This window comes from Agrobacterium sp. NPDC089420 (assembly GCF_044900305.1).
Lineage (GTDB): Bacteria > Pseudomonadota > Alphaproteobacteria > Rhizobiales > Rhizobiaceae > Agrobacterium.
Window position 1 is genome coordinate 464,694 of record NZ_JBJDMY010000001.1, and the last position, 23,119, is coordinate 487,812.

The 23,119-nt window shown below is 61.8% G+C and carries 19 protein-coding genes; 9 read left to right on the forward strand and 10 right to left on the reverse strand.

Translation table 11 applies throughout. The annotated features are described in order from the left end of the window. The 3 genes from proC to ACI2KA_RS02300 form a co-directional block, all read right to left on the reverse strand. Entirely contained in the window at window positions 1-819 is an 819-nt protein-coding gene (gene proC / locus ACI2KA_RS02290) for a pyrroline-5-carboxylate reductase (protein ID WP_404498823.1), read from the reverse strand. A 2-nt stretch (window positions 820-821) separates the two neighbouring features. Next, complete coding sequence (locus ACI2KA_RS02295; RefSeq protein ID WP_003522870.1) at window positions 822-1,322, reverse strand: YbjN domain-containing protein; 501 nt, start codon at window positions 1,320-1,322, stop codon at window positions 822-824. Between the two features lie 429 nt (window positions 1,323-1,751). Beyond that, window positions 1,752-2,015 (reverse strand): accessory factor UbiK family protein, encoded by a 264-nt coding sequence (locus tag ACI2KA_RS02300; protein ID WP_404498825.1) that lies wholly within the window; start codon window positions 2,013-2,015, stop codon window positions 1,752-1,754. Between the two features lie 307 nt (window positions 2,016-2,322). Here ACI2KA_RS02300 and lgt point away from each other — a divergent pair, with 307 nt between their 5' ends. From lgt to ACI2KA_RS02330, 6 genes are all read left to right on the forward strand, one after another. Continuing rightward, on the forward strand, window positions 2,323-3,135 hold the full coding sequence (gene lgt, locus ACI2KA_RS02305; RefSeq protein ID WP_404498932.1) for a prolipoprotein diacylglyceryl transferase: 813 nt from the start codon (window positions 2,323-2,325) through the stop codon (window positions 3,133-3,135). A gap of 15 nt (window positions 3,136-3,150) precedes the next feature. Continuing rightward, window positions 3,151-4,251, forward strand: coding sequence for a class I SAM-dependent methyltransferase (locus tag ACI2KA_RS02310; RefSeq protein ID WP_404498827.1), 1,101 nt, complete (start codon window positions 3,151-3,153; stop codon window positions 4,249-4,251). Between the two features lie 147 nt (window positions 4,252-4,398). Next, window positions 4,399-5,193, forward strand: a complete 795-nt coding sequence (pgeF, locus tag ACI2KA_RS02315) for a peptidoglycan editing factor PgeF (RefSeq protein WP_404498829.1) — start codon at window positions 4,399-4,401, stop codon at window positions 5,191-5,193. Between the two features lies 1 nt (window position 5,194). Next, the gene (locus ACI2KA_RS02320; RefSeq protein WP_404498831.1) at window positions 5,195-6,346 is read left to right on the forward strand and encodes a M24 family metallopeptidase; all 1,152 of its coding nucleotides are present in this window, start codon (window positions 5,195-5,197) and stop codon (window positions 6,344-6,346) included. 90 nt (window positions 6,347-6,436) lie between these two features. Further along, entirely contained in the window at window positions 6,437-7,204 is a 768-nt protein-coding gene (locus ACI2KA_RS02325; protein WP_404498833.1) for a hypothetical protein, read from the forward strand. A gap of 220 nt (window positions 7,205-7,424) precedes the next feature. After that, a complete protein-coding gene (locus tag ACI2KA_RS02330; protein ID WP_404498835.1) occupies window positions 7,425-8,357 on the forward strand; it encodes a ribose-phosphate pyrophosphokinase in 933 nt (310 codons plus the stop codon). Window positions 8,358-8,596: 239 nt separating this feature from the next. Here the strand turns inward: ACI2KA_RS02330 and ACI2KA_RS02335 are convergent, their stop codons facing one another. From ACI2KA_RS02335 to ACI2KA_RS02350, 4 genes are read right to left on the reverse strand one after another with little or no spacing between them, the layout of a single operon-like run. Then, entirely contained in the window at window positions 8,597-9,445 is an 849-nt protein-coding gene (locus tag ACI2KA_RS02335) for a phosphatase PAP2 family protein (protein ID WP_404498837.1), read from the reverse strand. Next, on the reverse strand, window positions 9,435-10,943 hold the full coding sequence (locus ACI2KA_RS02340) for an ArnT family glycosyltransferase (RefSeq protein ID WP_404498839.1): 1,509 nt from the start codon (window positions 10,941-10,943) through the stop codon (window positions 9,435-9,437). The genes ACI2KA_RS02335 and ACI2KA_RS02340 overlap by 11 nt, the downstream gene beginning before the upstream one ends. Then, window positions 10,918-11,205, reverse strand: coding sequence for a lipid-A-disaccharide synthase N-terminal domain-containing protein (locus ACI2KA_RS02345; RefSeq protein ID WP_404498933.1), 288 nt, complete (start codon window positions 11,203-11,205; stop codon window positions 10,918-10,920). Before ACI2KA_RS02345 ends, ACI2KA_RS02340 begins: the two co-directional genes overlap by 26 nt. A gap of 20 nt (window positions 11,206-11,225) precedes the next feature. Continuing rightward, window positions 11,226-12,065, reverse strand: coding sequence for a glycosyltransferase family 2 protein (locus ACI2KA_RS02350; protein ID WP_404498935.1), 840 nt, complete (start codon window positions 12,063-12,065; stop codon window positions 11,226-11,228). Window positions 12,066-12,253: 188 nt separating this feature from the next. Here ACI2KA_RS02350 and ACI2KA_RS02355 point away from each other — a divergent pair, with 188 nt between their 5' ends. Continuing rightward, entirely contained in the window at window positions 12,254-14,518 is a 2,265-nt protein-coding gene (locus ACI2KA_RS02355; RefSeq protein WP_404498841.1) for a methyl-accepting chemotaxis protein, read from the forward strand. Between the two features lie 171 nt (window positions 14,519-14,689). Here the strand turns inward: ACI2KA_RS02355 and adh are convergent, their stop codons facing one another. The 3 genes from adh to ACI2KA_RS02370 form a co-directional block, all read right to left on the reverse strand. After that, entirely contained in the window at window positions 14,690-16,207 is a 1,518-nt protein-coding gene (gene adh / locus ACI2KA_RS02360) for an aldehyde dehydrogenase (protein ID WP_404498843.1), read from the reverse strand. Window positions 16,208-16,360: 153 nt separating this feature from the next. Continuing rightward, window positions 16,361-17,320, reverse strand: a complete 960-nt coding sequence (locus tag ACI2KA_RS02365) for a helix-turn-helix domain-containing protein (RefSeq protein ID WP_404498937.1) — start codon at window positions 17,318-17,320, stop codon at window positions 16,361-16,363. Window positions 17,321-17,425: 105 nt separating this feature from the next. Beyond that, on the reverse strand, window positions 17,426-19,510 hold the full coding sequence (locus tag ACI2KA_RS02370) for a putative bifunctional diguanylate cyclase/phosphodiesterase (RefSeq protein WP_404498845.1): 2,085 nt from the start codon (window positions 19,508-19,510) through the stop codon (window positions 17,426-17,428). A 304-nt stretch (window positions 19,511-19,814) separates the two neighbouring features. Here ACI2KA_RS02370 and ACI2KA_RS02375 point away from each other — a divergent pair, with 304 nt between their 5' ends. Beyond that, a complete protein-coding gene (locus tag ACI2KA_RS02375) occupies window positions 19,815-20,423 on the forward strand; it encodes a 50S ribosomal protein L25/general stress protein Ctc (protein ID WP_065655715.1) in 609 nt (202 codons plus the stop codon). Between the two features lie 299 nt (window positions 20,424-20,722). Next, window positions 20,723-23,110, forward strand: a complete 2,388-nt coding sequence (locus tag ACI2KA_RS02380) for an EAL domain-containing protein (protein WP_404498847.1) — start codon at window positions 20,723-20,725, stop codon at window positions 23,108-23,110. The last annotated feature ends 9 nt before the right edge of the window (window positions 23,111-23,119 follow it).

Sequence of the window (23,119 nt, forward strand, 5' to 3'; positions counted from 1 at the left end):
TCACCCGGCCAGCTCTTCGGCGCGTTTTTTTGCCGCAGCAACCGCCTTGTCGAACAGTGGCTGCATGCCGTCATCGGCCATCAGCACCGAAAGCGCCGCCGCCGTCGTGCCGCCCGGCGAGGTCACGTTCTGGCGCAGGCGCGCCGCCTCATCGGAGGACTGGTGCAGCAGTTCGCCGGCGCCGGCCACCGTCTCGCGCGCCAGGCGCATGGCCACATCCGCCGGCAGACCGGCCTTGCGGCCGGCTTCCGCCATGCATTCCACCAGATAAAAGACATAGGCCGGGCCGCTGCCCGAAACCGCCGTCACGGCGTCGATATCGCCTTCGGCTTCGACCCATTCGACCGGACCGCTGACCTTCAGCAGCCCGTCCACCACGGTTCTAAGCTCCGGCGTGACCAGTTCATTGGCATAGGCTCCGGTCACACCGCGCCCGACCATGGCCGGCGTATTGGGCATGGCCCGCACGGCGGCCACAGCACCGAAATGCGATACGAAAGTGCCGATGGTGGTGCCCGCCGCGATCGACACGACAACGGTATCGTCGCCCAGAAGAGGCTTGAGGGACGGCAGCACGGCTTCCATCATCTGCGGCTTCACGGCCACGAAAAGAATGCCGGCCTTGACGCCCTCCGGCACGCTTTCACTGTGGGCCGCGCCGGCTTCCGCAATCGTCGTGCGCATCGTCTCGGACGGGCGCGGGTCGATGACAATGACCTGCGATCCCGGCACGCCTTTTTTCAGCCAGCCCGAAAGCAGGGCGCCGCCCATATTGCCGGCGCCCACGAGCACGAGAGGGCCGGAAGCCTTGTACACCATCTTCACGCTTCTCCGACGGTCTCGAACATGACCGCTTCGATTGCACTTTTTGCATCCAGCCCCGACCAGACGACGAACTGGAACGCCTGATAATATTGTTCGCACGCCTCCAGCGCGCTGGAAAGCAGCACTTCCACCTGCTGATTGTTCGGCTCCGCGCCACCCGCCAGAAGCAGGGACTGCCGGAAGATCACCACATCTTCCTGCCGCCACAGATCGAAATGCCCCATCAGCACCTGGCCATTGACCTGCGACAGCAGGCGAATGACTTCGTTGACCCTCTGGTCCGGCACCTTGATGTCGAAGGCGCAGGCCAGATGCAGCGCCTCGAATTCTTCCATCCATGAAAAGGACACGTGATAATCGGCCCAGTGGCCCGCCACCGTCATGGCGATTTCGTCCTCGCCGGAACGCTCGAAAGACCAGTCGTTCGAGGCGGCGACAATCTCGATCATGTCCACGGGATTGGACTGACGTTCGATTTCAAATTCTATCAGACTCATGCGGCACCTTCTCAGCCGGTATGGAATGTTCTGTTTTGAACGCCGGGCACAAAACGCACACACAAACCGGATTCAATATTTGAGACGATTGCCCGACACCGACAGAATTACGCATTCACCCTGTCCGGAGCTTACCAGGTCGTTTCGAATCATCATTTAAAATCAGTGTATAATGGCCGAGTCCCGCTGCCACCCCTCGGCTGCCATTTTTGCTTTTTGAGCAGTGGATATCTTCTCCCCCATCACCTCAGGCGAGATACATAAGCGACTCTGGCAATTGTGTTTTTTGGAAGTGTCCACAGGCCCCAAAAAAATCGCGGCGGAGGCCGGCCGGCGGCAACCGGAGATAATTTCAGGTTGCACCGCCCGAAAACAAAAAGTCCCGGAATCGCAGGCGATCCGGGACCATCAGTAAAAAGCGCGAAAAAATCAGTCGTTGGCGGCGGAAAGCCTTGCTTCCAGAGCTTCGATGCGGGCGCGCAGCGCGTCGTTTTCGTCACGCGCCTGTATGGCCATTTCACGCACCGCGTCGAATTCCTCGCGCCGCACAACGTCCAGGCTGTTCAGCCAGCGGTCGGCCTGCGCGTGAAAGGCGGCCTCCGCTTCCTTGCGCACACCCTGGGCCGCGCCGGCCGCATCGGTCATCAGCTTGGCAAATTCATCCAGAAAACGATTGGTGCCTGTCGTGCTCATGGCGCTGTTCCTTCGTCTGTTCAGGGAGCATCCCGTTCCCCGCCGTTGATGCCTTTCAGGTAGGCACTCGACAGCCGCCTTGCAAGCGAAATCGAAAAATGCGGCGTGTCTCTGCAGCGCCGGCCATCCCCATCCCATCACGAAAAATCACCTTGACCACCGCCACGGCAATCGCCATTTTCCTTGGCGTCAGGGAGACCGGTGAGCATCATCGCCCGGCCCCGCAAGGCAATGGATCAGTCTGTTGTCGCCCAGCAACGATGACGGAATATACGGATTGTTAGCCGCTCCCATCCAACTTGCCATCATGCCCTTTCCGAATATTGATCCGGTGGCGCTGTCCATAGGCCCGCTGGCGATCCATTGGTATGGCATCGCCTATGTCGCCGGCATCATGCTCGGCTGGTTTTACGCCCGCCGTCTCGCCCGCACGGATCGCCTGTGGCCGAACGATACCTCGCCGATCTCGGCCCAGCACCTTGACGATTTCATTCTCTGGGCTGCCGGCGGCATCGTGCTCGGCGGACGCATCGGCTATATTCTGTTTTACGACCTTGCCGCCGTCGCCGCCAATCCCATCAGGGCAATCGAGATATGGAACGGCGGCATGTCGTTCCATGGCGGACTGATCGGCACCACCATCGCCATGATCCTCTTCGCCCGCAAGAACGGCATCCCGGTCTGGAGCATGTTCGACGTCATCGCCGCCGTCGCGCCCATCGGCCTGCTGTTCGGCCGCATCGCCAATTTCATCAACGGTGAATTGTGGGGGCGTATTGCCGATGTGCCCTGGGCGGTCGTGTTCCCGACCGGCGGCCCCTTCGCACGGCACCCGAGCCAGCTTTATGAGGCGGGCCTCGAAGGCCTCGTGCTCGTCGTGATTCTGGCCATCGCCATCTATGCCTTCAGGGCGCTGAAGACACCCGGCCTCGTCACCGGCATCTTCGTTTGCGGTTATGCGCTGTCACGCATCTTCGTGGAATTCTTCCGCGAGCCGGACGCGCAGATCGGTTATCTCGCCGGCAACTGGCTGACTATGGGCATGGTGCTTTCCACACCGATGTTCCTTCTGGGTCTGTGGGCCATCCTGCGCGCGCGCGGCGCGGCAAAACGCGCCTAAGCGGTATGGCCTGCCATGACGACACCGCTTGCGCAACGCATCAAATCCCTTATCCGGCTCAACGGTCCGCTCAGCGTCACCGATTATTTCTCGCTTTGCCTCGCTGACCCCGAGCACGGTTATTACAAAAGCCGCGAACCCTTCGGCCGTTCAGGTGACTTCATCACCGCGCCTGAGGTGAGCCAGCTTTTCGGCGAGATGCTCGGTGTCTTCGTGGTCCATGCCTGGCAGCGACACGGCGCGCCGGCTGCAACCCGGCTGGTGGAGATCGGCCCCGGCCGTGGCACCATGATGTCGGATATGCTGCGCGTCATCCGCCGCATCGCGCCGCCGCTTTACGAGACGATGCGGGTGCATCTGGTGGAAACCAGCCCCCGTCTTGCCACGATCCAAGGCGAAACGCTGGCCGACTATGCCGACCGGCTGACATGGCATGAGAGTTTCGACGATGTGCCGGAAGGCTTCCTGCTCCTCGTCGCCAACGAACTTTTCGACGCCATTCCGATCCGGCAATTCGTCAAGACGCCGCACGGTTTCCGCGAAAGGGTGGTCAGCCTTGATGCGGAAGACGCGCTCGTGTTCTCGACCGGGCTTGCCAGCATCGACCCGATCCTCTTGCCACCGCAGCCCGAACGGCAGCCGCCTGGCACCATATTCGAGATTTCCCCTGCCCGCGAAGCCGTGATGACGGCGATCTGCCAGCGCCTGTCGGCCCATGGCGGCACGGCGCTTGCGATCGATTACGGCCACCTCGTCGCCGGTTTTGGCGACACCCTGCAGGCCATGCGCAACCATGCCTTCGATCCGCCGCTGGCGCATCCCGGCGAAGCCGATCTGACCAGCCATGTCGATTTCGAAAGCCTCGTCAAAACCGCCGAGGCGACCGGCGTTCATGTCAACGGCACGCTGAGGCAGGGCGATTTTCTCTACGGCCTCGGCCTCAGGGAAAGGGCGAGCGCGCTGGCGGCCAGGGCGACGCCCGACCAGACGCTGGAAATAGCCGAAGCGGTCAACCGTCTTGCGGGCGAAGGGGCCGGCAAGATGGGGGAACTTTTCAAGGTCGTCGCCGTTTCAAGTCCCGCGCTTCATCTCATGCCGTTTCGTGCGGTGGATTGACAGCGCAATCACCTCTGGGCCAACATCGCCGCGAACGAAGCAGGCACGCTGCATCACACAGGCCGCGCAACGCCACGGCAACAGGAAACATCTCGCTTACCGCATTCCAATGGCCTACAGCGACATTCTCCAAGGAACTCCCGCACCATGCAGAACGCCACGCTGCCGCTCCCCATCCAGAGCCCGCTACTCGCCGCCTTTGGTGCAAACCGCGTTCGCCACGGTTTTTTCACCCGGCAGGGCGGCGTCTCCGAAGGGCTTTATCAAGGCCTCAATGTCGGCCTCGGCTCCCATGACGCACCCGAGCGGGTACAGGAAAACCGCCGGCGCGTCACACAATGGTTCGGCCTGTCCGCGGAGCGCCTCGCCACTGTGCATCAGGTCCATTCACCCGATGTTCTCGTGATCGACGAGAACTATGACGGCGATCGCCCGCAGGCGGATGCGATGGTGACCGCAACGCCCGGCTTCGTGCTTGGCGTGCTGAGCGCCGATTGCGGTCCGATCCTTTTTGCCGATCCGCAGGCGGGCGTCGTGGGTGCAGCCCATGCCGGCTGGAAGGGCGCATTGTTCGGCGTGCTCGAAAATACCATCGAGACCATGACGAAGCTCGGCGCCAGCCGCGACCGTATCGCCGCATCGCTCGGCCCCTCCATCAGCCAGCGCAATTATGAGGTCGGGCCGGAATATGTCGCGCGTTTCACCGATATCGATCCGGCCTATGCGGATTATTTCGCCGCGACGGACAAGCAGGGACACGCGCTGTTCGACCTCAAGCAGTTCACCATAGACCGCCTGACCAGGGCCGGTGTGAAGGCGGAAAATCTCGGCCTCTGCACCTATCCGGACGAAGAGCGCTTCTATTCCTACCGCCGCACGACCCACCGCGCCGAACCCGACTACGGCCGGCAGATTTCCGCTATCGCAATTCTGGAGGACTGATATGGCCCTGCACTTCGAGCCTTCGGAATTCGACGCCCGCCGCGAGCGGCTGATTGCGAAAATGACGGAGGAGAAGCTGGACGCTCTTCTGCTTTTCGCGCAGGAAAGCATGTACTGGCTGACCGGCTACGATACTTTCGGCTACTGTTTTTTCCAGACGCTGGTGGTCAAGTCCGATGGCTCCATGACTCTGCTGACCCGTTCCGCCGATCTGCGCCAGGCCCGCAACACCTCGATCATCGACAACATCCTCATCTGGGTCGACCGGCCCAATGCCGATCCCACCCTCGACCTTAAAAATCTCCTCAGCGATCTCGATCTGCTCGGCGCAAAGATCGGCGTGGAATACGACACGCACGGCATGAGCGGACGGGTCGCCCGCCTGCTGGACAACCAGCTCGCCAGCTTCTGCCAGATGAGCGACGCCTCCTATCTGGTCAGTACCCTGCGGCTCGTCAAAAGCCCGGCCGAGATCGCCTATGCCCGCAAGGCCGGCCAGCTGGCCGACGAGGCTCTGGACGCGGTTTTGCCGCTCATCCGGCCCGGCGCCGACGAAGCGGCGATTCTTGCGGCGATGCAGGGCGCGGTCCTGGCCGGCGGCGGCGATTATCCCGCCAATGAATTCGTCATCGGCTCCGGCGCGGATGCGCTGCTGTGCCGTTACAAGTCCGGCCGCCGCAGGCTCGATGAGAAGGATCAGCTGACGCTGGAATGGGCCGGCGTCAGTGCCCGTTACCATGCGGCGATGATGCGCACGGTGGTGATCGGCGAACAGGATTTTCGCCAGAAGGAGCTTTACAGCGCCTGCCTGCAGAACCTCACCGCCATCGAGGAGGTTCTGCGCCCGGGCAATACCTTCGGCGATGTCTTCGATATGCACGCCCGCGTCATGGACGAGCGCGGGCTGACCCGCCACCGGCTGAATTCCTGCGGTTATTCGCTCGGCGCGCGTTTCTCCCCGTCCTGGATGGAACATCAGATGTTCCATGCCGGCAATCCGCAGGAGATCACGGGCGACATGACGCTGTTCGTGCACATGATCGTCATGGATTCCGATTCCGGCACCGCCATGACGCTCGGCCAGACCTATCTGACCACGGACGGCGCTCCGCAGCCCCTGTCGCGGCACGGCCTCGATCTTCTCACAGCTTAAATCGCCGCCGGGTTTGACAGAGCGGGAAATCCGCCCTTACATTGCCGCCACCTTGGGCAAGAAGGAGCGGAACATGAGAGTAAACGTCACATGAGCCGGATGGGGGTTGCCTCCCCTTTTCGAGCCTTTGTCTTTCCAGCCCTTGCCGTTCCGGCGCTGGTGCTGGCTCTCTCGGGCTGCAACACCACGGAAGCGCTGACGCCACAGGTGGATGTCGGCCACAACAGCGCGCAATCGACGCCGGTGACCCAGGGCGATCTCGACCAGATGGCCGCCGCCGCCGACCGCGCGCCAGCAGGCGCGCCCGCAACCGCATCGTCCGTGCCCGCCTATGCGCCGCAGAATTCGCTGCAGGCGCAGGCACAGGCGCTGTCCAGCGGCAACCAGTATGGCGAACCGCTTCGCAGCCAGAACCCGCCAGCAGCACCCTCCCCCGTGGCTGGCCAGCCGCCGGCTTCGCAGCAGACGGCGTCGCTTGCGCCCGCCGCCTCCGGCAATACCATCCGTTTCCTGCCGATCATCGGCGCTCCCGTTCAGGCCGTCACGCCATTGTCGCGGCAGCTCGGCGCGGAAGCCCGGGCCAAGGGGCTGACCATCCGCGCCTCGAACGACAATTCCGCCGAAAACATCCTGAAAGGATATTTCTCCGCCTTCGCCGATGGCGGCAAGGTCAACGTCGTTTATGTCTGGGACATTCTGGACGCCAACGGCGTCAGGCTGCACCGCCTTCAGGGGCAGGAAACAGTGGCTGCCAGGGGCAGCGATCCGTGGGCGGCCGTGACCGACAGGGTCATGCAGGATATCGCCGCAAAAACGCTGAACGACTATTCGTCATGGAAGCAAACCCAACGGGGATGAGGTGCGACGGCGGCAGAAGTCACAGAGATTTCACGAAAATCATTGCGAAAGCGCGGAGTCCTCTTGCAATCGGAAGCAACAGCGCTATTAAGGCGCGCATGGCAACAAGGCGTATCCGGCAAAGGCTTTTCAGCCGGATGTTCCTCCCCTTGAACGACGCTTGGTTACGGCGGATTGAGCCCCGTGGCGCAAGGCGATGGCATGGAAACAGGCGGCCGCAATGAAGGTTTTCGCAGGCAATTCGAACCGGCACCTCGCCGAAGCGATCTGCAAGTATCTTAACGTTCCTCTCGGAAATGCCACCGTAAAGCGGTTTGCCGACCAGGAAATATTCGTAGAAATCGGTGAAAATGTACGTGGTGAGGACGTTTTCGTCGTTCAGTCCACGTCCTTTCCGGCAAATGATCATCTGATGGAGCTGCTCATCATGATCGATGCCATGCGCCGCTCCTCGGCAAAGCGTATCACGGCGGTGCTGCCCTATTTCGGTTATGCCCGCCAGGACCGCAAGGCAGGCCCCCGCACACCGATTTCCGCCAAGCTCGTCGCCAATCTCATCACCGAAGCCGGTGCCGACCGCGTTCTCACCCTCGATCTCCATGCCGGCCAGATCCAGGGCTTTTTCGATATTCCGACAGACAACCTCTTTGCCGCGCCCATTCTCGCCCGCGACGTGAAGGACCATTACGACACGAACAATGTCATGGTCGTTTCCCCCGATGTCGGCGGCGTGGTTCGTGCCCGCGCGCTGGCCAAGCGCCTCGACTGTCTGCTGGCCATCGTCGACAAGCGCCGTGACCGTCCGGGTGAATCCGAGGTCATGAACGTCATCGGCGACGTCGCCGGCAAGGATTGCATCCTGATCGACGACATCGTCGATTCCGGCGGCACGCTTTGTAATGCGGCCGAAGCCCTGTTGAAGAAGGGCGCCACCAGCGTCACCGCCTATATCACCCACGGGGTGCTTTCCGGCGGCGCGGTTGCCCGCGTGGCGTCCTCGAAGCTGCGCGAACTCGTCATCACCGACAGCATCCAGCCGACCACCGGCGTCCAGTCCGCGCACAATATCCGCGTGATCAGCACGGCAGGCCTGCTCGGCGAAGCGATCAACCGCACCGCGCAGGAACAGTCGGTCTCCGGCCTGTTCGACTGAACGGCATCCGAAAATCTCATCCGCCACGCTCAGCCTGCCCTCGGTCCGTCCGGTCCAGATCTCCGGACAAACCCTGTTGATATCGGGGTCGAGGGCCAGGATGCCATCTTTTGGCTCGTCCGGAGGCGCGGCACGTCAACAAAAGAATAAGCAGAGCCCCCCCGGGAAGATCCGGGGGTGATGCACGAGTGCCCGGCGAAGCTTCGCCATTCATCTGATAACCTGCCCGGAACGTCCTCTCAGGACGATGCCGCGCCCGCATCCGGCGGACGCTGCAGGCGCGCGGCAGCGGCCTTGATTTTCGGCCGCCAGCGACGGACCCGGACACCGACGGCATGGCTGCCATTGCGCCAAAGGCTGACCGTATCGGCCGTTATGGCTTCGCCGGTAAACAGATGCCGGTGACGGCCGATCGCCAGCGCCCGGTACAGGAACAGCGTCGTCAGGGCTGAAAACAGCACCGATATCACCACATCGCTGAGAAAATGCCCGCCGGCCGCGATGCGAAGGACGGACATGAGGATGATGGCGCCGGCAGCGATGCCGCCCACGACGACACGCCCGCGCCATTGCAGCCGATGCCAGACCAGCGCGCAGACAGGCAGGAAGAAGCTTGCGATCAGCGCTGTTTCGCCGGAGGAAAACGAACAGTTCGAAAAACACTGCGTGCTGAACTGGAAAGGCGGCGTGAAAAGCTGCTGCCCGCCAAAATCGCTGACGCTGAACGGCCGGGCACGGCCGATATTGGCTTTCAGCACACCATTGACCAGAAGCCCGGCGCACAGCACCACCGGCCCCCACAGGAAGGCCCAGACGCGCCAGCCGGTGCGCTGCAGGGAGCCAAGCCGGATATTGCCGACGAAGACGATAAAGGCCAGAAGAGCGGCCAGCTCCGTCAACTCGCGCAGCGTATCGCGAAACCACTCGGGAAGCGGCGCACGGCCGGACCACAACCGCCCCTCCGGAGAAAAGAACAGGGAGGAAACGCCAAGATCGATGGACGGAAAGGTCGCGAACAGGATGACGATCGCCAAGGTGGCGAAGGTCACCCAGATCGTGATCCGCATATGCGAAAGATCATTGTCCATCGGCAGCCCCCGGCACGCATTGCGGCGGCAGGCGCCACAGCCCTATTTCCCTGCCCTCGAGGAAGCCCGGCCCGGCGGTCCAGCGCGTCACCGGCGTCTCGCCGGCAAGGCAGGCCGGCAGGCCATCCGCGCTTGACAGAAACAGAGGATTTTTCGCTTCACCGGCTCGCAGCGGGTAAAGAAGCGCGTAGTGGCTGGAAGGCACACCCGTTTCCGGCAAGGCGCGCGTCAGCACCTGTTTTTCGTCCCGCAGCTGATAAAAAAGCTCGGCCAATATGGAGCGATCGGTGGCGACGATGGCATCCGCCCCCGCTTCTCGCGCACGCGACAGGCCGGTCGACACCAGTTCCGAGCGACCGAGATAACGCTTCATCGCCAGCTCGCCGCTCGGCAGGCGCAGTTCCGTCCCGGCAATCGTCATCATCGGCAGCGCGACGGCGACGACGGCGCCCAGCACGAGGGTGGAAACCGTCAGCCAGCGCCGCGACGCCAGCACCGGCGCCGCCAGCAATACGCCGGCGGCATAGGCGCCCACCGCCCAGTTGGCGAGCGCCCGCGACATCAGCCCCTGCGCCGTGATCAAAAGCACGATCGGCACGGAAAGCGCCACCAGCGCCCGGGTTTCGGCATTCTTCGCGCGGATGGTCGCAACGATCATGGCAACAAAGACGAAAGGCCCGACAACGCCCGCCTGCGAGAAGAAAAACTCGAGCGCCGGGCCGATCTTCAGCTGGATGCCATGCCAGTTCGCATTGTCCGCCGTGTGACGCGCAGTCATGAAATCATGCGCGGCGTTCCACCACAGATTGGGAGCGATGACGGCAACACAAACCAGGGCGGCAACCCCTGCGTCCCGCAGCCGGATGCGCCATGCCTCGCAAAGCCAGCCGGCGGCGATGAAGCAGGGCAGAAAATAGATCATCGCGTATTTCGACATCAGGCCAAGGCCGAAACAGAGACCGAGCGCGAGGCTCCAGAGCATCGCCCCCCCGCCCTCGCTGCGGGCCTGCGCCAGTTTGCGCATCGCGATCATCGACAGCACGATGAACAGCATCATCGGCGTATCGGTCGAGATCAGCAGGCTGCCGAGCGTCACGGCGGGCAATGTCAGATAGACGACTGCCGCAAGCGAAGCCAGCCTGGCATCGTAGATCATCCGCCCGAGAACAAGGATGGCCGCCGCCGCGACGCCATGCACCACGGGTGCGGCCAGCCGCACCTGAAAAGTGCCCTCGCCGCCGCCCAGAATTGTGGCCGCACGAATGAGCCAGCCGATCAGCGGCGGTTTGGAATAGGCGCCGAGGGCCATCTCGCGGCCCCACAGCCAATATTGCGCCTCATCGACGAAAAGATCGGTGCGGTTCAGGGCAAGTCCGAGAACACGCAGCACCGTCACCAGCACGATGGCCGCCAGCGCCAGCGTCATCCATTGCCGCTGCTCGCCCGCCGGTGCATAGGGCAAGGTGGCCGCGTTATGCGTGCTGGCGGCGTTCTGCATGGATCAACCACAGATTTCGGGCGTAGATGAACAGGCCGGATGCCTGGCCCAGAATGAAGACCGGGTCCCGCCGCCAGACGGCATAGGACAGAAGCACCAGGCCGCCGAGAACGGAAAAATACCAGAAGGCCACGGGGATGACCGAGCGGTTCGCCCGTTCCGAGGAAATCCATTGGACCAGAAAACGCATGGTGAAGAGCATCTGGCCCATGAAGCCGGTCAAGACCCAGATGAATTCCTTCCAGCTGTTCACATGCAGCATGGACCATAAAGCCGGTGCATTCACGGCAATGTCTCCGTTTTGAAAGTTTCCGCCCAGCTCGCCCGCTTGCGCCGGCGCAACAGCCAGGCGACGCCGATCAGATCGTGGATGCCGACAAGCGCGCGACCGATATTGGTGTAATGGGAATTGCCATGCAGCCGCGCCCGGTGCGTGACGTCGACATGCGCCACCTGCCAGCCGTCGCGGTTGAACAGCGCCGGAAAATAGCGGTGGTGATGATCGAAATAGGGCAAGGCAAGATAGGCGTCGCGACGGAAGGCCTTGAGGCCGCAGCCGGTGTCCCGTGTGCCGTCCTTCAAGATGCGCGCCCTCAGGCCGTTGGCGAAGCGCGAGGAAAGCCGTTTTCCGAGCGTATCTCGCCGGCCGACGCGCTGCCCCGCCACAAGCCCCAGCCGACCCGGCGCATTGGCGGCGAGCAGCGGCGCAAGAAGCGCGGGCAGATTGTCCGGCGGGTTCTGCCCGTCTCCGTCCAGCATGCAGATGACGGGTGCGCGCGCCGCCTGTACACCGCTGTGGATCGCCGCCGATTGTCCGCCCTGACGGTCGTGCCGCACCAGCCGCAGCATGGGATAACGGCTGCCGAGCGCAAGAACGGCCTGCGCCGTGCGATCGGAGGATGCGTCATCCACCACCACGATCTCGAACTGGCCGACCGGCTGGCACGCAGCAACGATCTCCGCCACGAGCGTCTCGACACTCGCCTCTTCATTGTGCATGGGCACGACAACGGCAAAATCCGGGGTCGATCGCAAAGTGGCTCCGTCACATCCGTCCGCGCGAGTTCCGCAAACATCATTGATAGTGGCGAGAGATGGAGCGCGAAAAGCTTGCATGAATATGAACGACCGTTGAACTTCGCACGGTATGCGCCCGTTCTGTTGCAGTTTTATTACGGGCATGGCGTCGCCGCGAACCGGTGATTTTTTCACCATATGCGGGAAATAATCATACAATTTTCAGCCCTTTAACGCGGCCGTAAACAATTGTTGCGACGCTGCGGCAACGTTTTTTTGGGGGGAGGAAACAGATGCCGGGTGCAAATCCGACTGCTGTCAAAGCTAAATCATTGTCAATCAAGGCCAAATTTGCAGCGCTCGTCACTGGCGCGACGCTGGTTTCGTGCCTCTCTGTGGGGCTGCTGTCCTATGAGGTAGGCAAGTCCGGCCTGATCGATGCCAGCGAAATCAGGCTGGAGACGGTGGCGGGAAACCAGTCCAAGCAGCTTGATGCCTATACATTGCGTGTCGAGCAGAGCATTTCCGAACTGTCGCAGAATGCCGCGATCGCCCAGGCGCTGGAAACGATGACCAATGTCGTGCCGACGGAAAAGGACGCGATCATCCAGGCATTCCGCCGCGAGGGCGTGTCCGAGGAGGAGCGCGCCTCCTTCAATGGCGAAGGATTGCGGCTGCTCTACGCCATCCGCCACGCGACGATCAACTCCACCATCGCCAGCGTCTGGCGCAACACCCGCGTCAGCGACATCTATGTGATCGACAAGACCGGCCTCATTATTTACACCGTGACCAAGGGGAAGAACTTCCTGACCAGCGTGACGGAACCGCAGAACGCCGCGATCAAGGAACTGTTCGACCGTATTGAAGCCGGCAAGGACGGCGTCGTCAGCACCACCGGCTTCAGCGGCGGCGAAAATGACTCGGCCATGATCGGCATGCCGCTCGCCGTCTCCAACTGGGGCCAACTCCAGCGCAAGGGCGCCGTCATCATGCGCATCGCCGCAGACCGTATCGGCGCGGTGGTCACCCCCGAGGAAACCGGCAAGACCATTGATGACGCCGTGCTTCTGAGCGCCGAAGGCAAACGCCGGGCGGGCGTGCTCTCCGGCGGCGCGGATGCCGCCGTTTCCGAAAGCCTTGCGGCCCTTTCGGGCACAAGCGAAGCCGGGACCGTGATGGCGCAGACGTCTGCGGGCAATATTTTTTATGCCTATCGTCCGGTCACCGTCTTTGGGCAGAAGCATCTTCTGGCCATCGGCCAACAGGAGAGCAAGGTTCTCGCCGCCGCCAACGAGCTGGCCTTCTGGGCAACGCTTGCGACACTTGCCGTGCTTGCCATCATGACGCTCATCGGGATCTTCGTCTCCGCAAGCCTGACCAAGCCGCTGACCGGCCTTGCCGGTCTGATGGAGCGCCTGAACGGCGGTGAGAACGATATCGAGATCAAGGCCGTCTCCCGCGGCGACGAGATCGGCACCATGGCGCGTGCGCTGGAATCCTTCCGCCAGGGCATTCTGGACAAGCAGCGCATGGAAGCCGAAGCCCACCGCAAGGGCGAGGAGCTGGACGAGGAGCGCGCCCAGCGCGAAATGGAAAAGGCAAGAAGCGCCAAGGAGCTAGAGGAAGCCGTCGACGCGCTGGCGACCGGTCTTGCCAATCTCGCCGCCGGCCGGCTCGATCTTCGCATCGAAAAATCCTTCGTGCCGTCGCTCGACCATCTGCGCATCGACTTCAACAATTCCATGGCCGGGCTGGAGGCGACGATCTCCAATATCGGCGAAAGCGCCAACGCCATCCGCTCCGGTTCCGGCGAACTGAAGAGCGCATCGGAAGACCTGTCGCGGCGCACGGAACGCCAGGCCGCGGCACTCGAGGAAGCCGCAGCGGCGCTCGGCGACATGACGCAGGCCGTCAATCTTTCGCTGTCGCGCTGCAACGTCGCGGTCGATGCGACGGCGGACACGATGCAGGACGCCCATAAATCCACCGCCGTGGTGAAAGAGGCGATCGTCGCCATGGAGCGCATCGAGACCTCCTCGGCCAAGATCCGCCAGATCATCGACGTCATCGACCAGATCGCCTTCCAGACCAATCTGCTGGCGCTGAATGCCGGCGTCGAGGCGGCCCGCGCCGGCGAGGCCGGCAAGGGTTTTGCGGTCGTGGCGCAGGAGGTTCGGGAACTCGCCCAGAAATCGGCGGCCGCCGCCCGTGACATCACGACGCTCATCGCCACCTCCGCGGGCGATGTGGAAAGCGGGGTGGCGCTGGTGCTGAAGACCGGCGAAAGCCTCGAGCAGATCCAGAAACGCATCCAGTCGGTCAACGACCAGATCGGTGAAATCGCCACCGCATCGCGCGAACAATCCGGCCGCCTCAGCGAAATCAACGCCTCCGTCAACGAACTCGATCATGTAACGCAGCAGAACGCGGCCATGGTGGAGGAAACCACGGCATCCGCCTTCTCGCTCGCAAGCGAGGCGGACGGGCTGACCAAACAGGTCGGCCAATTCTCCGTCGGTGACAGCCGGCAACGGGACCAGCGCTACGCCGCCTGATCGCGACAGACACGAAGATGACGAGGGAGAGGTTTTCCGCTCTAATCAGCAAAAAGGCCGGAGGCAATCCTCCGGCCTTCTTGTTTGTAACCGGGCTCCCAGGGGCCGAAGCCCCTGGGAACACGCCGGCGATCTGGCAGCACAGCCCCTCGCCGGCTTCCGGGGAGGACCTCAGAAGAACCCGACCTTGTTCGGGCTGTAGGATACGAGCAGGTTCTTGGTCTGCTGATAATGATCGAGCATCATCTTGTGGGTCTCGCGACCGATACCCGACTGTTTGTAGCCGCCAAAGGCCGCACCCGCCGGATAGACGTGATAGCAATTGGTCCACACGCGGCCCGCCTCGATGCCACGACCGGCCCGATAGGCAATGTTGGTGTCGCGGCTCCAGACGCCGGCTCCCAGGCCGTAGACCGTGTCATTGGCGATTTCGAGCGCTTCCTCCACCGTCTTGAAGGTGGTGACGGAGACGACAGGGCCGAAGATTTCCTCCTGGAAAATCCGCATCTTGTTGTTGCCTTCGAAGACGGTCGGCTGGATGTAATAGCCGTCCTTCAGATCGCCCGTCAGCGTCTTGCGGTCGCCGCCGGTCAGAACCTTGGCGCCTTCCTTCTTGCCGATGTCGAGATAGCTCATGATCTTGTCGAACTGCTCCTGGGAGGCCTGTGCGCCCAGCATGGTCGACGGATTGAGCGGATCGTCCTGGCTGATGGCCTGAACGCGCTTGATCGCCTTTTCCATGAAGCGGTCATAGATCGATTCATGCACCAGCGCACGCGACGGGCAGGTGCAGACCTCGCCCTGGTTGAGCGCAAAGAAGGCGAAACCCTCGAGCGCCTTGTCGAGGAAGGCGTCGTCCTCGTTCATCACGTCGGCAAAGAAGATGTTTGGCGACTTGCCGCCCAGTTCCAGCGTGATGTTGGTGACGTTGTCGGCCGCATAACGCATGATTTCCTTGCCGACCGAGGTGGAGCCGGTGAAGGCGATCTTGGCGATGCGGTTGCTCTGCGCCAAGGGCTTGCCGGCTTCGAGGCCCGTACCGTTGACGATGTTGAGGACGCCGGGCGGCAGCAGGTCTTCGATCAGTTCCATCACGATGAGAATGGAGGCGGGCGTCTGTTCGGCGGGCTTCAGCACCACGCAGTTGCCGGCGGCAAGCGCCGGTGCAAGTTTCCAGGCGGCCATGAGGATCGGGAAGTTCCACGGAATGATCTGGCCGACGACGCCGAGCGGCTCATGGAAATGATAGGCGACAGTATCGTTGTCGATTTCGCCGATCGTGCCTTCCTGGGCGCGGATGCAGCCCGCGAAATAACGGAAATGGTCGATGGCGAGCGGAATATCCGCATTGGTGGTTTCGCGCAGCGGCTTGCCATTGTCCCAGGTTTCGGCCCGGGCGATGAGGTCGAGATTGTCTTCGATACGCTGGGCGATCTTGAGCAGGATGTTGGAGCGCTCGGTAACACTCGTCTTGCCCCATTTGTCGCGGGCCTTGTGGGCGGCGTCGAGCGCAAACTCGATATCGGCCGCATCCGAGCGCGGCACTTCGCAGATCTTGTGGCCGGTAACCGGCGAAAGATTATCCATGTAGCGGCCGGATTTCGGCTCCACCCATTTGCCGCCGATGTAGTTGCCGTATTTCAGCTTGAAGGGCGCTTCGCCGGCTTTCTGCTGAACCTGAATATTCATGATTTCATCCTCCCTGATGAAAACGATCCTGAGCGGACCGTATGGGAGAAAGGTGGGCCTAGATGGCGCGGATCGGTAGAGGGGCGGCGCGGTTCCGCAGCGCACATTGTCTCACATCTGCGACAGACACGCTGCGGGACGGCGCAAACGGCCTCAATGCACGGCAAGCTTTTTCATCTTGCGGTGCAGCGTGGCGCGGCTGATGCCGAGCAGGGAAGCCGCCTGCGTGACATTGCCGTTGGTGCGCGACAGAACGCGGCGGAGCGCCGAGCGTTCGGCTTCCGCAAGGTCGGAGCCGCTGTCATGCCGCTCTTCCTGCAGAATATCGGCGGCGGGCAAACCCTGCGCAATGGCATGGTCGTCCAGCTTCAGCGCAAGACGTGCGGCGCGTGTCGCGCCGAGAACCAGATCGTCCTGGTCCACGGCCAGCAGCGAAAGCGCCGCCCCGAAACCGGTCGGCACGACGACGATGCGCGCGCCGGGAAAGGCGCGGCGGAAAAGATTGCCCTCGATGCGCTGTGCCGCATCCTTCACCGCCTGCGTGACGAAGGAAAAGGTCATCTCGTTGATATCATCGCGGCAGGTGGAAATATCGAGCGCACCCGTCACCCGGCCGGTATGATCGCGGATCGGCGCCGTGGTGCAGCAGAGTTCCGTGTTCGAGGTAAAGAAATGCTGGTCGCGATAGACCACCACCGAGCGTTCGTCGACAAGCGCCGTGCCGATGCCGTTGGTGCCCACGCTCGCCTCGCTCCAGACCGCGCCGGACCATAGGCCGAGGGCACGGAAATCGCGGTCGTCGCCGGGCGCGCCGCGCCGCTCCAGCGCGACACCCTGCGCATCGGTCAAAAGCAGGCAGCAGCCGGATTTGCCGACACTGTGAAAGATCCGGTCCAGCTCATCGGTACTTTCGGCGATCAGGCCGGCGGCACTTTCCCGGGCGCGGCGAAATTCGAATTCGCTGAGAAAGATCGGCTTGCGGTTTTCCTCCGGCGCCAGACGGTGCTTGACCATGCAGCGGCGCCAAGAGGCAACAATCGGAGAACTTGCGGCTGCGGACCGGTGGCGTGCCGTTTCATACACGCGTTCCGCATGGGCGATGTCTGTCGGCATGCGCTCCTCCCAAAGCTTTTCGGCGATGGTGCGCTGGAAGCGTGCATGTTTCAACTAAAAACTTCGCGACCGCCATCGCGGCACGCAACTGCGGGCTGCGCCAGCCTATCGGACCGCCTTGACGTAACGCCGCCCGGCGGTCACCTCCGTTTCCTCTTCGCTCGAAAGGAACGTGTCGTCGACAAGGTTGGCGATGGAGGTCAGCGGCCCCGGCCGGCCGAAAAAGAAGCCCTGCACCTGCAGGCAGCCTTCGCGGCGCAGGAATTCGATATGGGCCTTGGTCTCCACCCCTTCCGCAAGCACCGGAATATTGAGGCTGTGCGCCAGAATGAGGGTCGAGCGAACGATCGCTTCCGACTGCACATTGGTCGACAGGCCGTCGATGAAGGCGCGGTCGATCTTGATCTTGTCGAAGGGGAAGCTCTGCAGGGTCGACAGCGAGGAATAGCCCGTGCCGTAATCATCCATGGCGATCTTGACGCCGAGCGTCTTGAGCTTGCGGATGGTCAAAAGCGCATGGCGATGATCGGCGATGATGCTGCCTTCGGTGATTTCCAGCTCGAGCCTCTCCGGCGCCAGTCCCGTCTCCGAAAGGATCTTCTCGACCTTGTCGGGAAAGTCATTGTCCGCGAGCTGCTGCGGCGCGACATTCACCGCAATGGCAAGCGCCTTTTTCCAGAGCGCCGCCTGCGCGCAGGCTTCGCGGAGAACCCATTCGCCGAGCTCGACGATGAAGCCGGTCTGTTCGGCAATCGGAATGAACTCCGCCGGAGACACCATGCCGCGATCGGGATGTTTCCAGCGCAGCAGCGCTTCGAAACCGACGATGCTGCCGCTGCGCGTATCGTTCTGCTGCTGGTAATAAAGCTCGAATTCATTGTTGGCGAGGCCGCTGCGCATGGCGATGGCGAGCGCATTGCGTTCGCGCGCCGCCTCGTCCATGGATTTGTCGTAGAAGCAGATCGTCTCCGAACTGCCGCTTTTTGCCCGGTACATGGCAACATCGGCCTGCGCCATCAGCGTATCGGCATCGATGGCGCCGCTGTTCCGGACCGATATGCCCACACTTGCGCCCACGGAAAATGTCTGGCCGTTCCATTCCACCGGCTTGCTGATCTGTTCGATCAGCCGCTGGGCGAATTCCGCGCCGTCGGCGCGGGTATAATAGGAATGGGTCATCGCCACGAATTCATCGCCCCCCATGCGCGCCAGAAACTCCCCGGCCTTCAGCACGGAACTCGCCCGGTCGGCGATGGCGCGCAGCACGGCGTCGCCCGCCGCGTGACCGTGGACGTCGTTGATTTCCTTGAAGCGATCGAGATCGATCGACAGGAGCGCGGTATGCGCACCCATGGAGACATGGCGCGTGCGACGGTTGAGATGCTCGATGAAGGCCGCCCGGTTGGGAATGCCCGTCAACGGATCGTGCAGCGAAAGATGGCGATAGCGCGCAACCGCCTGCTGGGTGGACTGGGCGTCGATGACATAGGTGGACAGCCCGAGCGCCAGCAGCAGCAGGGTCACGGCGATGGCGCCGCCGCCCATGATGGCCGGCGGCAGCAGGTTTTCGGGAATGACCACGCGCGGATCGAAGGCGAAGGACATCGAGGCCATGCCGGTATAATGCATCGACGCGATGGCCAGGATGAGAAATGTCACAGCGCTATATTGGCAGAAGCGGTTGAGAGGCCGCGCAACCCGGTTGACCGCAACGGCGCCCAGCACCGCCCCCAGCACCAGCGAGGCGATGACATAGGTCTGGTTCCAGAACAGCATGCCCTGAACATTATAGGCCGCCATGCCGGTATAATGCATGGCCGCGATACCGAGACCGAGCACCATGCCGCCCGCTTCCACCAGCGCGCTGCGCCCGGCATAGGCGGAAATGCCGAAACCGGCGGTCGTCGTGACAATGGCGATAAGCAGCGACAGTCCCGTCAGATAGGGATCGTAACCAACCTCGCCCGCCGCGACATAACCCAGCATCGCCACGAAATGGGTGGTCCAGATCGCCGCGCCGCCGTTTACGCCGGCCAGAAACAGCCAGTTCACCTTCTGCAACCCCGTCGCGAGACGTGCCCTTGAAAAAAGGCGTATCGTAACGAAGCTTCCCAACATGCAGACGAAGACCGCCGCGGCCGTGTATCGGAAGTCGTGATCGATGGTAAGGCACTGAAGAACTGTGAGCATGGGTGTCTACGCTATTGGAATTTTGCGCAGTCTTATCACTTGCCGGGTTTTCACGCCGTTTATATGCATGGATAAGTATATATTAAAGGTTGCAACAAACGAGTGCATTAGTTTCGACTAATGAAATCCATGCTAAGCACCGTGGAGAAACCGGCCGCTCTTGTCTTTATCCGCCGTTTGTATTATAGCGCCCGCACCCGTGTAGACACCCTTGGAGGCAACGCGGGCGGGATGGCGTCAAGCCTCTCCGGTTCAGGCCGCCTTGTTCGGCATGAACTCTCCAATAACCTCGAAAGGAATAGCCATGAGCAAAGAATCGTATGAGCTCAAGGCCGAGGCGCGCGAACGAGTTGGTAAGGGGTCCTCTCGTGAACTTCGCCGCAACGGTTTGATTCCCGCTGTCATCTATGGTGACAAGCAGGCCCCCATTTCCATCGCGCTCTCGACCAACGAAGTGACCAAGCGTATCCACGCCGGCGGCTTCATGACGACGGTTGCGACGATCGATGTCGACGGCAAGAAGATCAAGGTTCTCCCGAAGGATTACCAGCTTGATCCGGTCCGCGACTTCACCATGCATGTCGATTTCCTGCGCGTTTCGGGCAACACGCTCGTCAACGTCGAAGTTCCGGTTCACTTCGTCAACGAAGAAAAGTCGGACATCAAGATCGGCGGCGTTCTGAACATCGTTCGCCATACGGTCGAGTTCCACTGCCCGGCCAACGACATTCCGGAATTCATCACGGTTGATCTCGCCGGTCTGAAGATCGGTGACAACGTCCACATTTCGAATGTGAAGCTGCCGAAGAACATCACGCCGGTTATCGCCGACCGTGACTTCACGATCGCCACGATCGTCGCTCCGGCCGCAGGCGTTGCAGAAGAAACGACCGAAGAAGCTTCCGAGGAATAATCGGCGGCCGCAGGGCCGAACAGCTTTGCGCATAAAGGCCCGTTCCGGCACCGGAACGGGCCTTTTAGTTTTTATGAACTTTAAAACCAGAAAGCCGGTCGCCGGCACATCGCACGGCGGCTGTTTCAGCGTCGATTAACACTTCCATGAAACGATACCCTCGCGCTGTCGTGGAAACACCGAACGGACCGAGAAATATCGCGGGAAAACAGGGCTAATGCCGGCCCCCCGTAAAAATCTCTCCGGACGGGCGAAACGGGGCGCAGCAATTCTGGGGCAAAGGGTAGCTGCAATCGAACATGGCTCATTCCGTCGAAAGTCGCTTTATCGCGATTGTTTCCGGCGCACTTCTTACAGTGGTCGCCCCCCTCTTCACGCTTTTGCTGACGCTTTCCTATCACGAAGCCATCCGCAACCAGCGCAATCACCTTGAAATCCTGCTGTCGACCAATGCGCAGGCGCTCGCCCGCCCCCTGTGGGATCTTGACGACGACACCATAAACCAGATTACCGGCACCCTCATCTCCGATCCGATGATCAGAATGGTCGAGGTCAAGGACACGTCCGGTCAGCTCGATATCGTCCAGACAGCCGGCAGCGACATCATTCAGGACGCCGCCTCGACGACGCGCGAGGTGACCTACAAGACGACGAAGGGCTCCGTCACCGTCGGACAATTGACGGTCTATTACGACAATGTCAGCCTCCTCACCTCGTTGAGCCGTTCCGAACTGGCATTCATCACGATCTTCATACTCGCCATCCTCACCATCGTTCTGGCGGCCGTCGCCGGCAATCGCTTCATGGTGATCCGTCCGCTGATGCGGCTGGCAGCGGCAATCGAGGCAACGCGGCGCCTCGGCTCCCGCCACCACGTCGACTGGCGCTCGAAGGATGAGATCGGCCGCCTCGCCAAAAGCTTCAACGAAATGCAGACGCAGCTCGAAAAGGAAGAGCTGGAGATCAAGAACGCCCATGAACGCAAGACGGAAATCTACAACCGGACACCCGCCATGCTGTTCTCGCTCGACCGGTATGACCGGATTGCCGCCGTCAGCGATTATTGGGTACAGGCGACCGGCTACGACCGCTCGAAAATACTCGGCCTGAACTTTGCCGAGCTCATCCACCCCGATGACCGCTCCCTGTTCCAGCAGCGCAAGGCGGCAAACAGCTCATCCGATGCGTCCCATACCGGCATCACCGTGCGCTTCCATTGCATGGACGGTAGCGTGATGGATGCCCTCATTCTCGAAAAAGCCCTCGAGTCCGGTGATGCCGTACATCAGAGCATATGCCTGTGCGTCATGACGGATGTCACCGAATTGCGCCAGTCGGAAAAACGCAACCGCCAGCAAGCCATTTCCGACCATCTGACCGGCCTCTTCAACCGTCAGGGTTTCGAGGCGATCCTCGACCTGCAGATCCGCGAGGCGGACAGGAACGGCAGCGAACTGGCCTGCCTGTTCATCGACCTCGACCGCTTCAAGGCGATCAACGACAATCTCGGCCATGCGGCGGGCGACGCCGTTCTCAGACAATTTACATTGAAGCTCGCCCCCCTGCTCACGCCGCTGGACAGCGCGTCGCGGCTCGGCGGCGACGAATTCGCCATCCTGCTGGCCGGCGACAAGGTGGAAGAACGCGCTCTTGAGTTCTGCGAACGCATCTGCGCCATACTCGACACGCCCTTCGAGATTGGCGGCAACAGCATCAGCCTCAGCGCCAGCATCGGCATGGCGGTTTACCCTCTGCACGCGTCCAGCGCCTCCGAGCTTCTGCAGAATGCCGACATGGCCATGTATACCCGCAAGAGAACGGGCAAGAACGGCTCCCAGGTCTTTGACAGCTCGATCATGGACCGCGCGCGCGAACATGCGGAACTGGAACGGGATATGGCTCAGGCGCTGTCCGAGGACTGGTTCGAGGCTTATTTCCAGCCGATTCACGACCTCGCGACCGGCCAGACGGCGGGTTTCGAAGCGCTGCTGCGTCTCAACCACCCGGATAAGGGGCTGCTATCTCCGGCCGCCATCGTCAGCCTTGCGGAAGAAAACGGCACCATTCACCGCATCGGCAATGTCATTCTCGATCAATCGATCGCCAATCTCGCAAGGCTGTCGCGCCTGCCCGGAATGGAGCAGACCTATGTGGCGGTGAATTTTTCGCCGCTGCAATTCGAACCGGGATTGCCCACCCGCATTGCCGGCGTGCTGCATCGGCACGGCATTCGTCCCAGACGGCTGGTCATCGAAATAACCGAAGCCGTGATCATGAAGGACGATCCGCAAATCCGGGCGATCCTCAATGCCATCCACCAGCTCGGCTGCCGCATCGCGCTCGACGATTTCGGCACGGGTTATTCCTCGCTGAGCTACCTCAGCCGCTTTCCGGTCGATATCGTCAAGATCGACCAGTCCTTCACCCGCTCGATCTGCGACGATGCGATGGACATCAGGCAGCGCAACCGCATGCTGGTCGAAGGCATCGCGGCCATATCCCATAAGATGAACTGCGCCGTCATCGCCGAGGGTGTCGAGACCCAGGAACAGAAGGAGCTTCTCACCGAAATCGGCGCGGATTTCGGGCAGGGCTATTTCTTCGCGCGGCCACAACCGGTCGAAGGGCTGATCACCGCCTTCACTGCGGCTGCCGGTCAAGGCCGCACCGCGGTGCGGCAAGTGTGAACAGGCGGG

Excerpts from the sequence above, each read along its gene's own strand:
- ACI2KA_RS02295 (WP_003522870.1), bottom strand. The coding sequence starts at position 1,322 with ATGAGTCTGATAGAATTTGAAATCGAACGTCAGTCCAATCCCGTGGAC.
- ACI2KA_RS02320 (WP_404498831.1), top strand. The coding sequence starts at position 5,195 with ATGGCCCTGCACTTCGAGCCTTCGGAATTCGACGCCCGCCGCGAGCGG.
- ACI2KA_RS02340 (WP_404498839.1), bottom strand. The coding sequence starts at position 10,943 with ATGCAGAACGCCGCCAGCACGCATAACGCGGCCACCTTGCCCTATGCA.
- ACI2KA_RS02300 (WP_404498825.1), bottom strand. The coding sequence starts at position 2,015 with ATGAGCACGACAGGCACCAATCGTTTTCTGGATGAATTTGCCAAGCTG.
- pgeF (WP_404498829.1), top strand. The coding sequence starts at position 4,399 with ATGCAGAACGCCACGCTGCCGCTCCCCATCCAGAGCCCGCTACTCGCC.
- adh (WP_404498843.1), bottom strand. The coding sequence starts at position 16,207 with ATGAATATTCAGGTTCAGCAGAAAGCCGGCGAAGCGCCCTTCAAGCTG.
- ACI2KA_RS02345 (WP_404498933.1), bottom strand. The coding sequence starts at position 11,205 with ATGCTGCATGTGAACAGCTGGAAGGAATTCATCTGGGTCTTGACCGGC.
- ACI2KA_RS02375 (WP_065655715.1), top strand. The coding sequence starts at position 19,815 with ATGAGCAAAGAATCGTATGAGCTCAAGGCCGAGGCGCGCGAACGAGTT.
- ACI2KA_RS02370 (WP_404498845.1), bottom strand. The coding sequence starts at position 19,510 with ATGCTCACAGTTCTTCAGTGCCTTACCATCGATCACGACTTCCGATAC.
- ACI2KA_RS02380 (WP_404498847.1), top strand. The coding sequence starts at position 20,723 with ATGGCTCATTCCGTCGAAAGTCGCTTTATCGCGATTGTTTCCGGCGCA.
- lgt (WP_404498932.1), top strand. The coding sequence starts at position 2,323 with ATGCCCTTTCCGAATATTGATCCGGTGGCGCTGTCCATAGGCCCGCTG.
- ACI2KA_RS02365 (WP_404498937.1), bottom strand. The coding sequence starts at position 17,320 with ATGCCGACAGACATCGCCCATGCGGAACGCGTGTATGAAACGGCACGC.
- ACI2KA_RS02310 (WP_404498827.1), top strand. The coding sequence starts at position 3,151 with ATGACGACACCGCTTGCGCAACGCATCAAATCCCTTATCCGGCTCAAC.
- ACI2KA_RS02325 (WP_404498833.1), top strand. The coding sequence starts at position 6,437 with ATGAGCCGGATGGGGGTTGCCTCCCCTTTTCGAGCCTTTGTCTTTCCA.
- ACI2KA_RS02335 (WP_404498837.1), bottom strand. The coding sequence starts at position 9,445 with ATGGACAATGATCTTTCGCATATGCGGATCACGATCTGGGTGACCTTC.
- ACI2KA_RS02330 (WP_404498835.1), top strand. The coding sequence starts at position 7,425 with ATGAAGGTTTTCGCAGGCAATTCGAACCGGCACCTCGCCGAAGCGATC.
- proC (WP_404498823.1), bottom strand. The coding sequence starts at position 819 with ATGGTGTACAAGGCTTCCGGCCCTCTCGTGCTCGTGGGCGCCGGCAAT.
- ACI2KA_RS02355 (WP_404498841.1), top strand. The coding sequence starts at position 12,254 with ATGCCGGGTGCAAATCCGACTGCTGTCAAAGCTAAATCATTGTCAATC.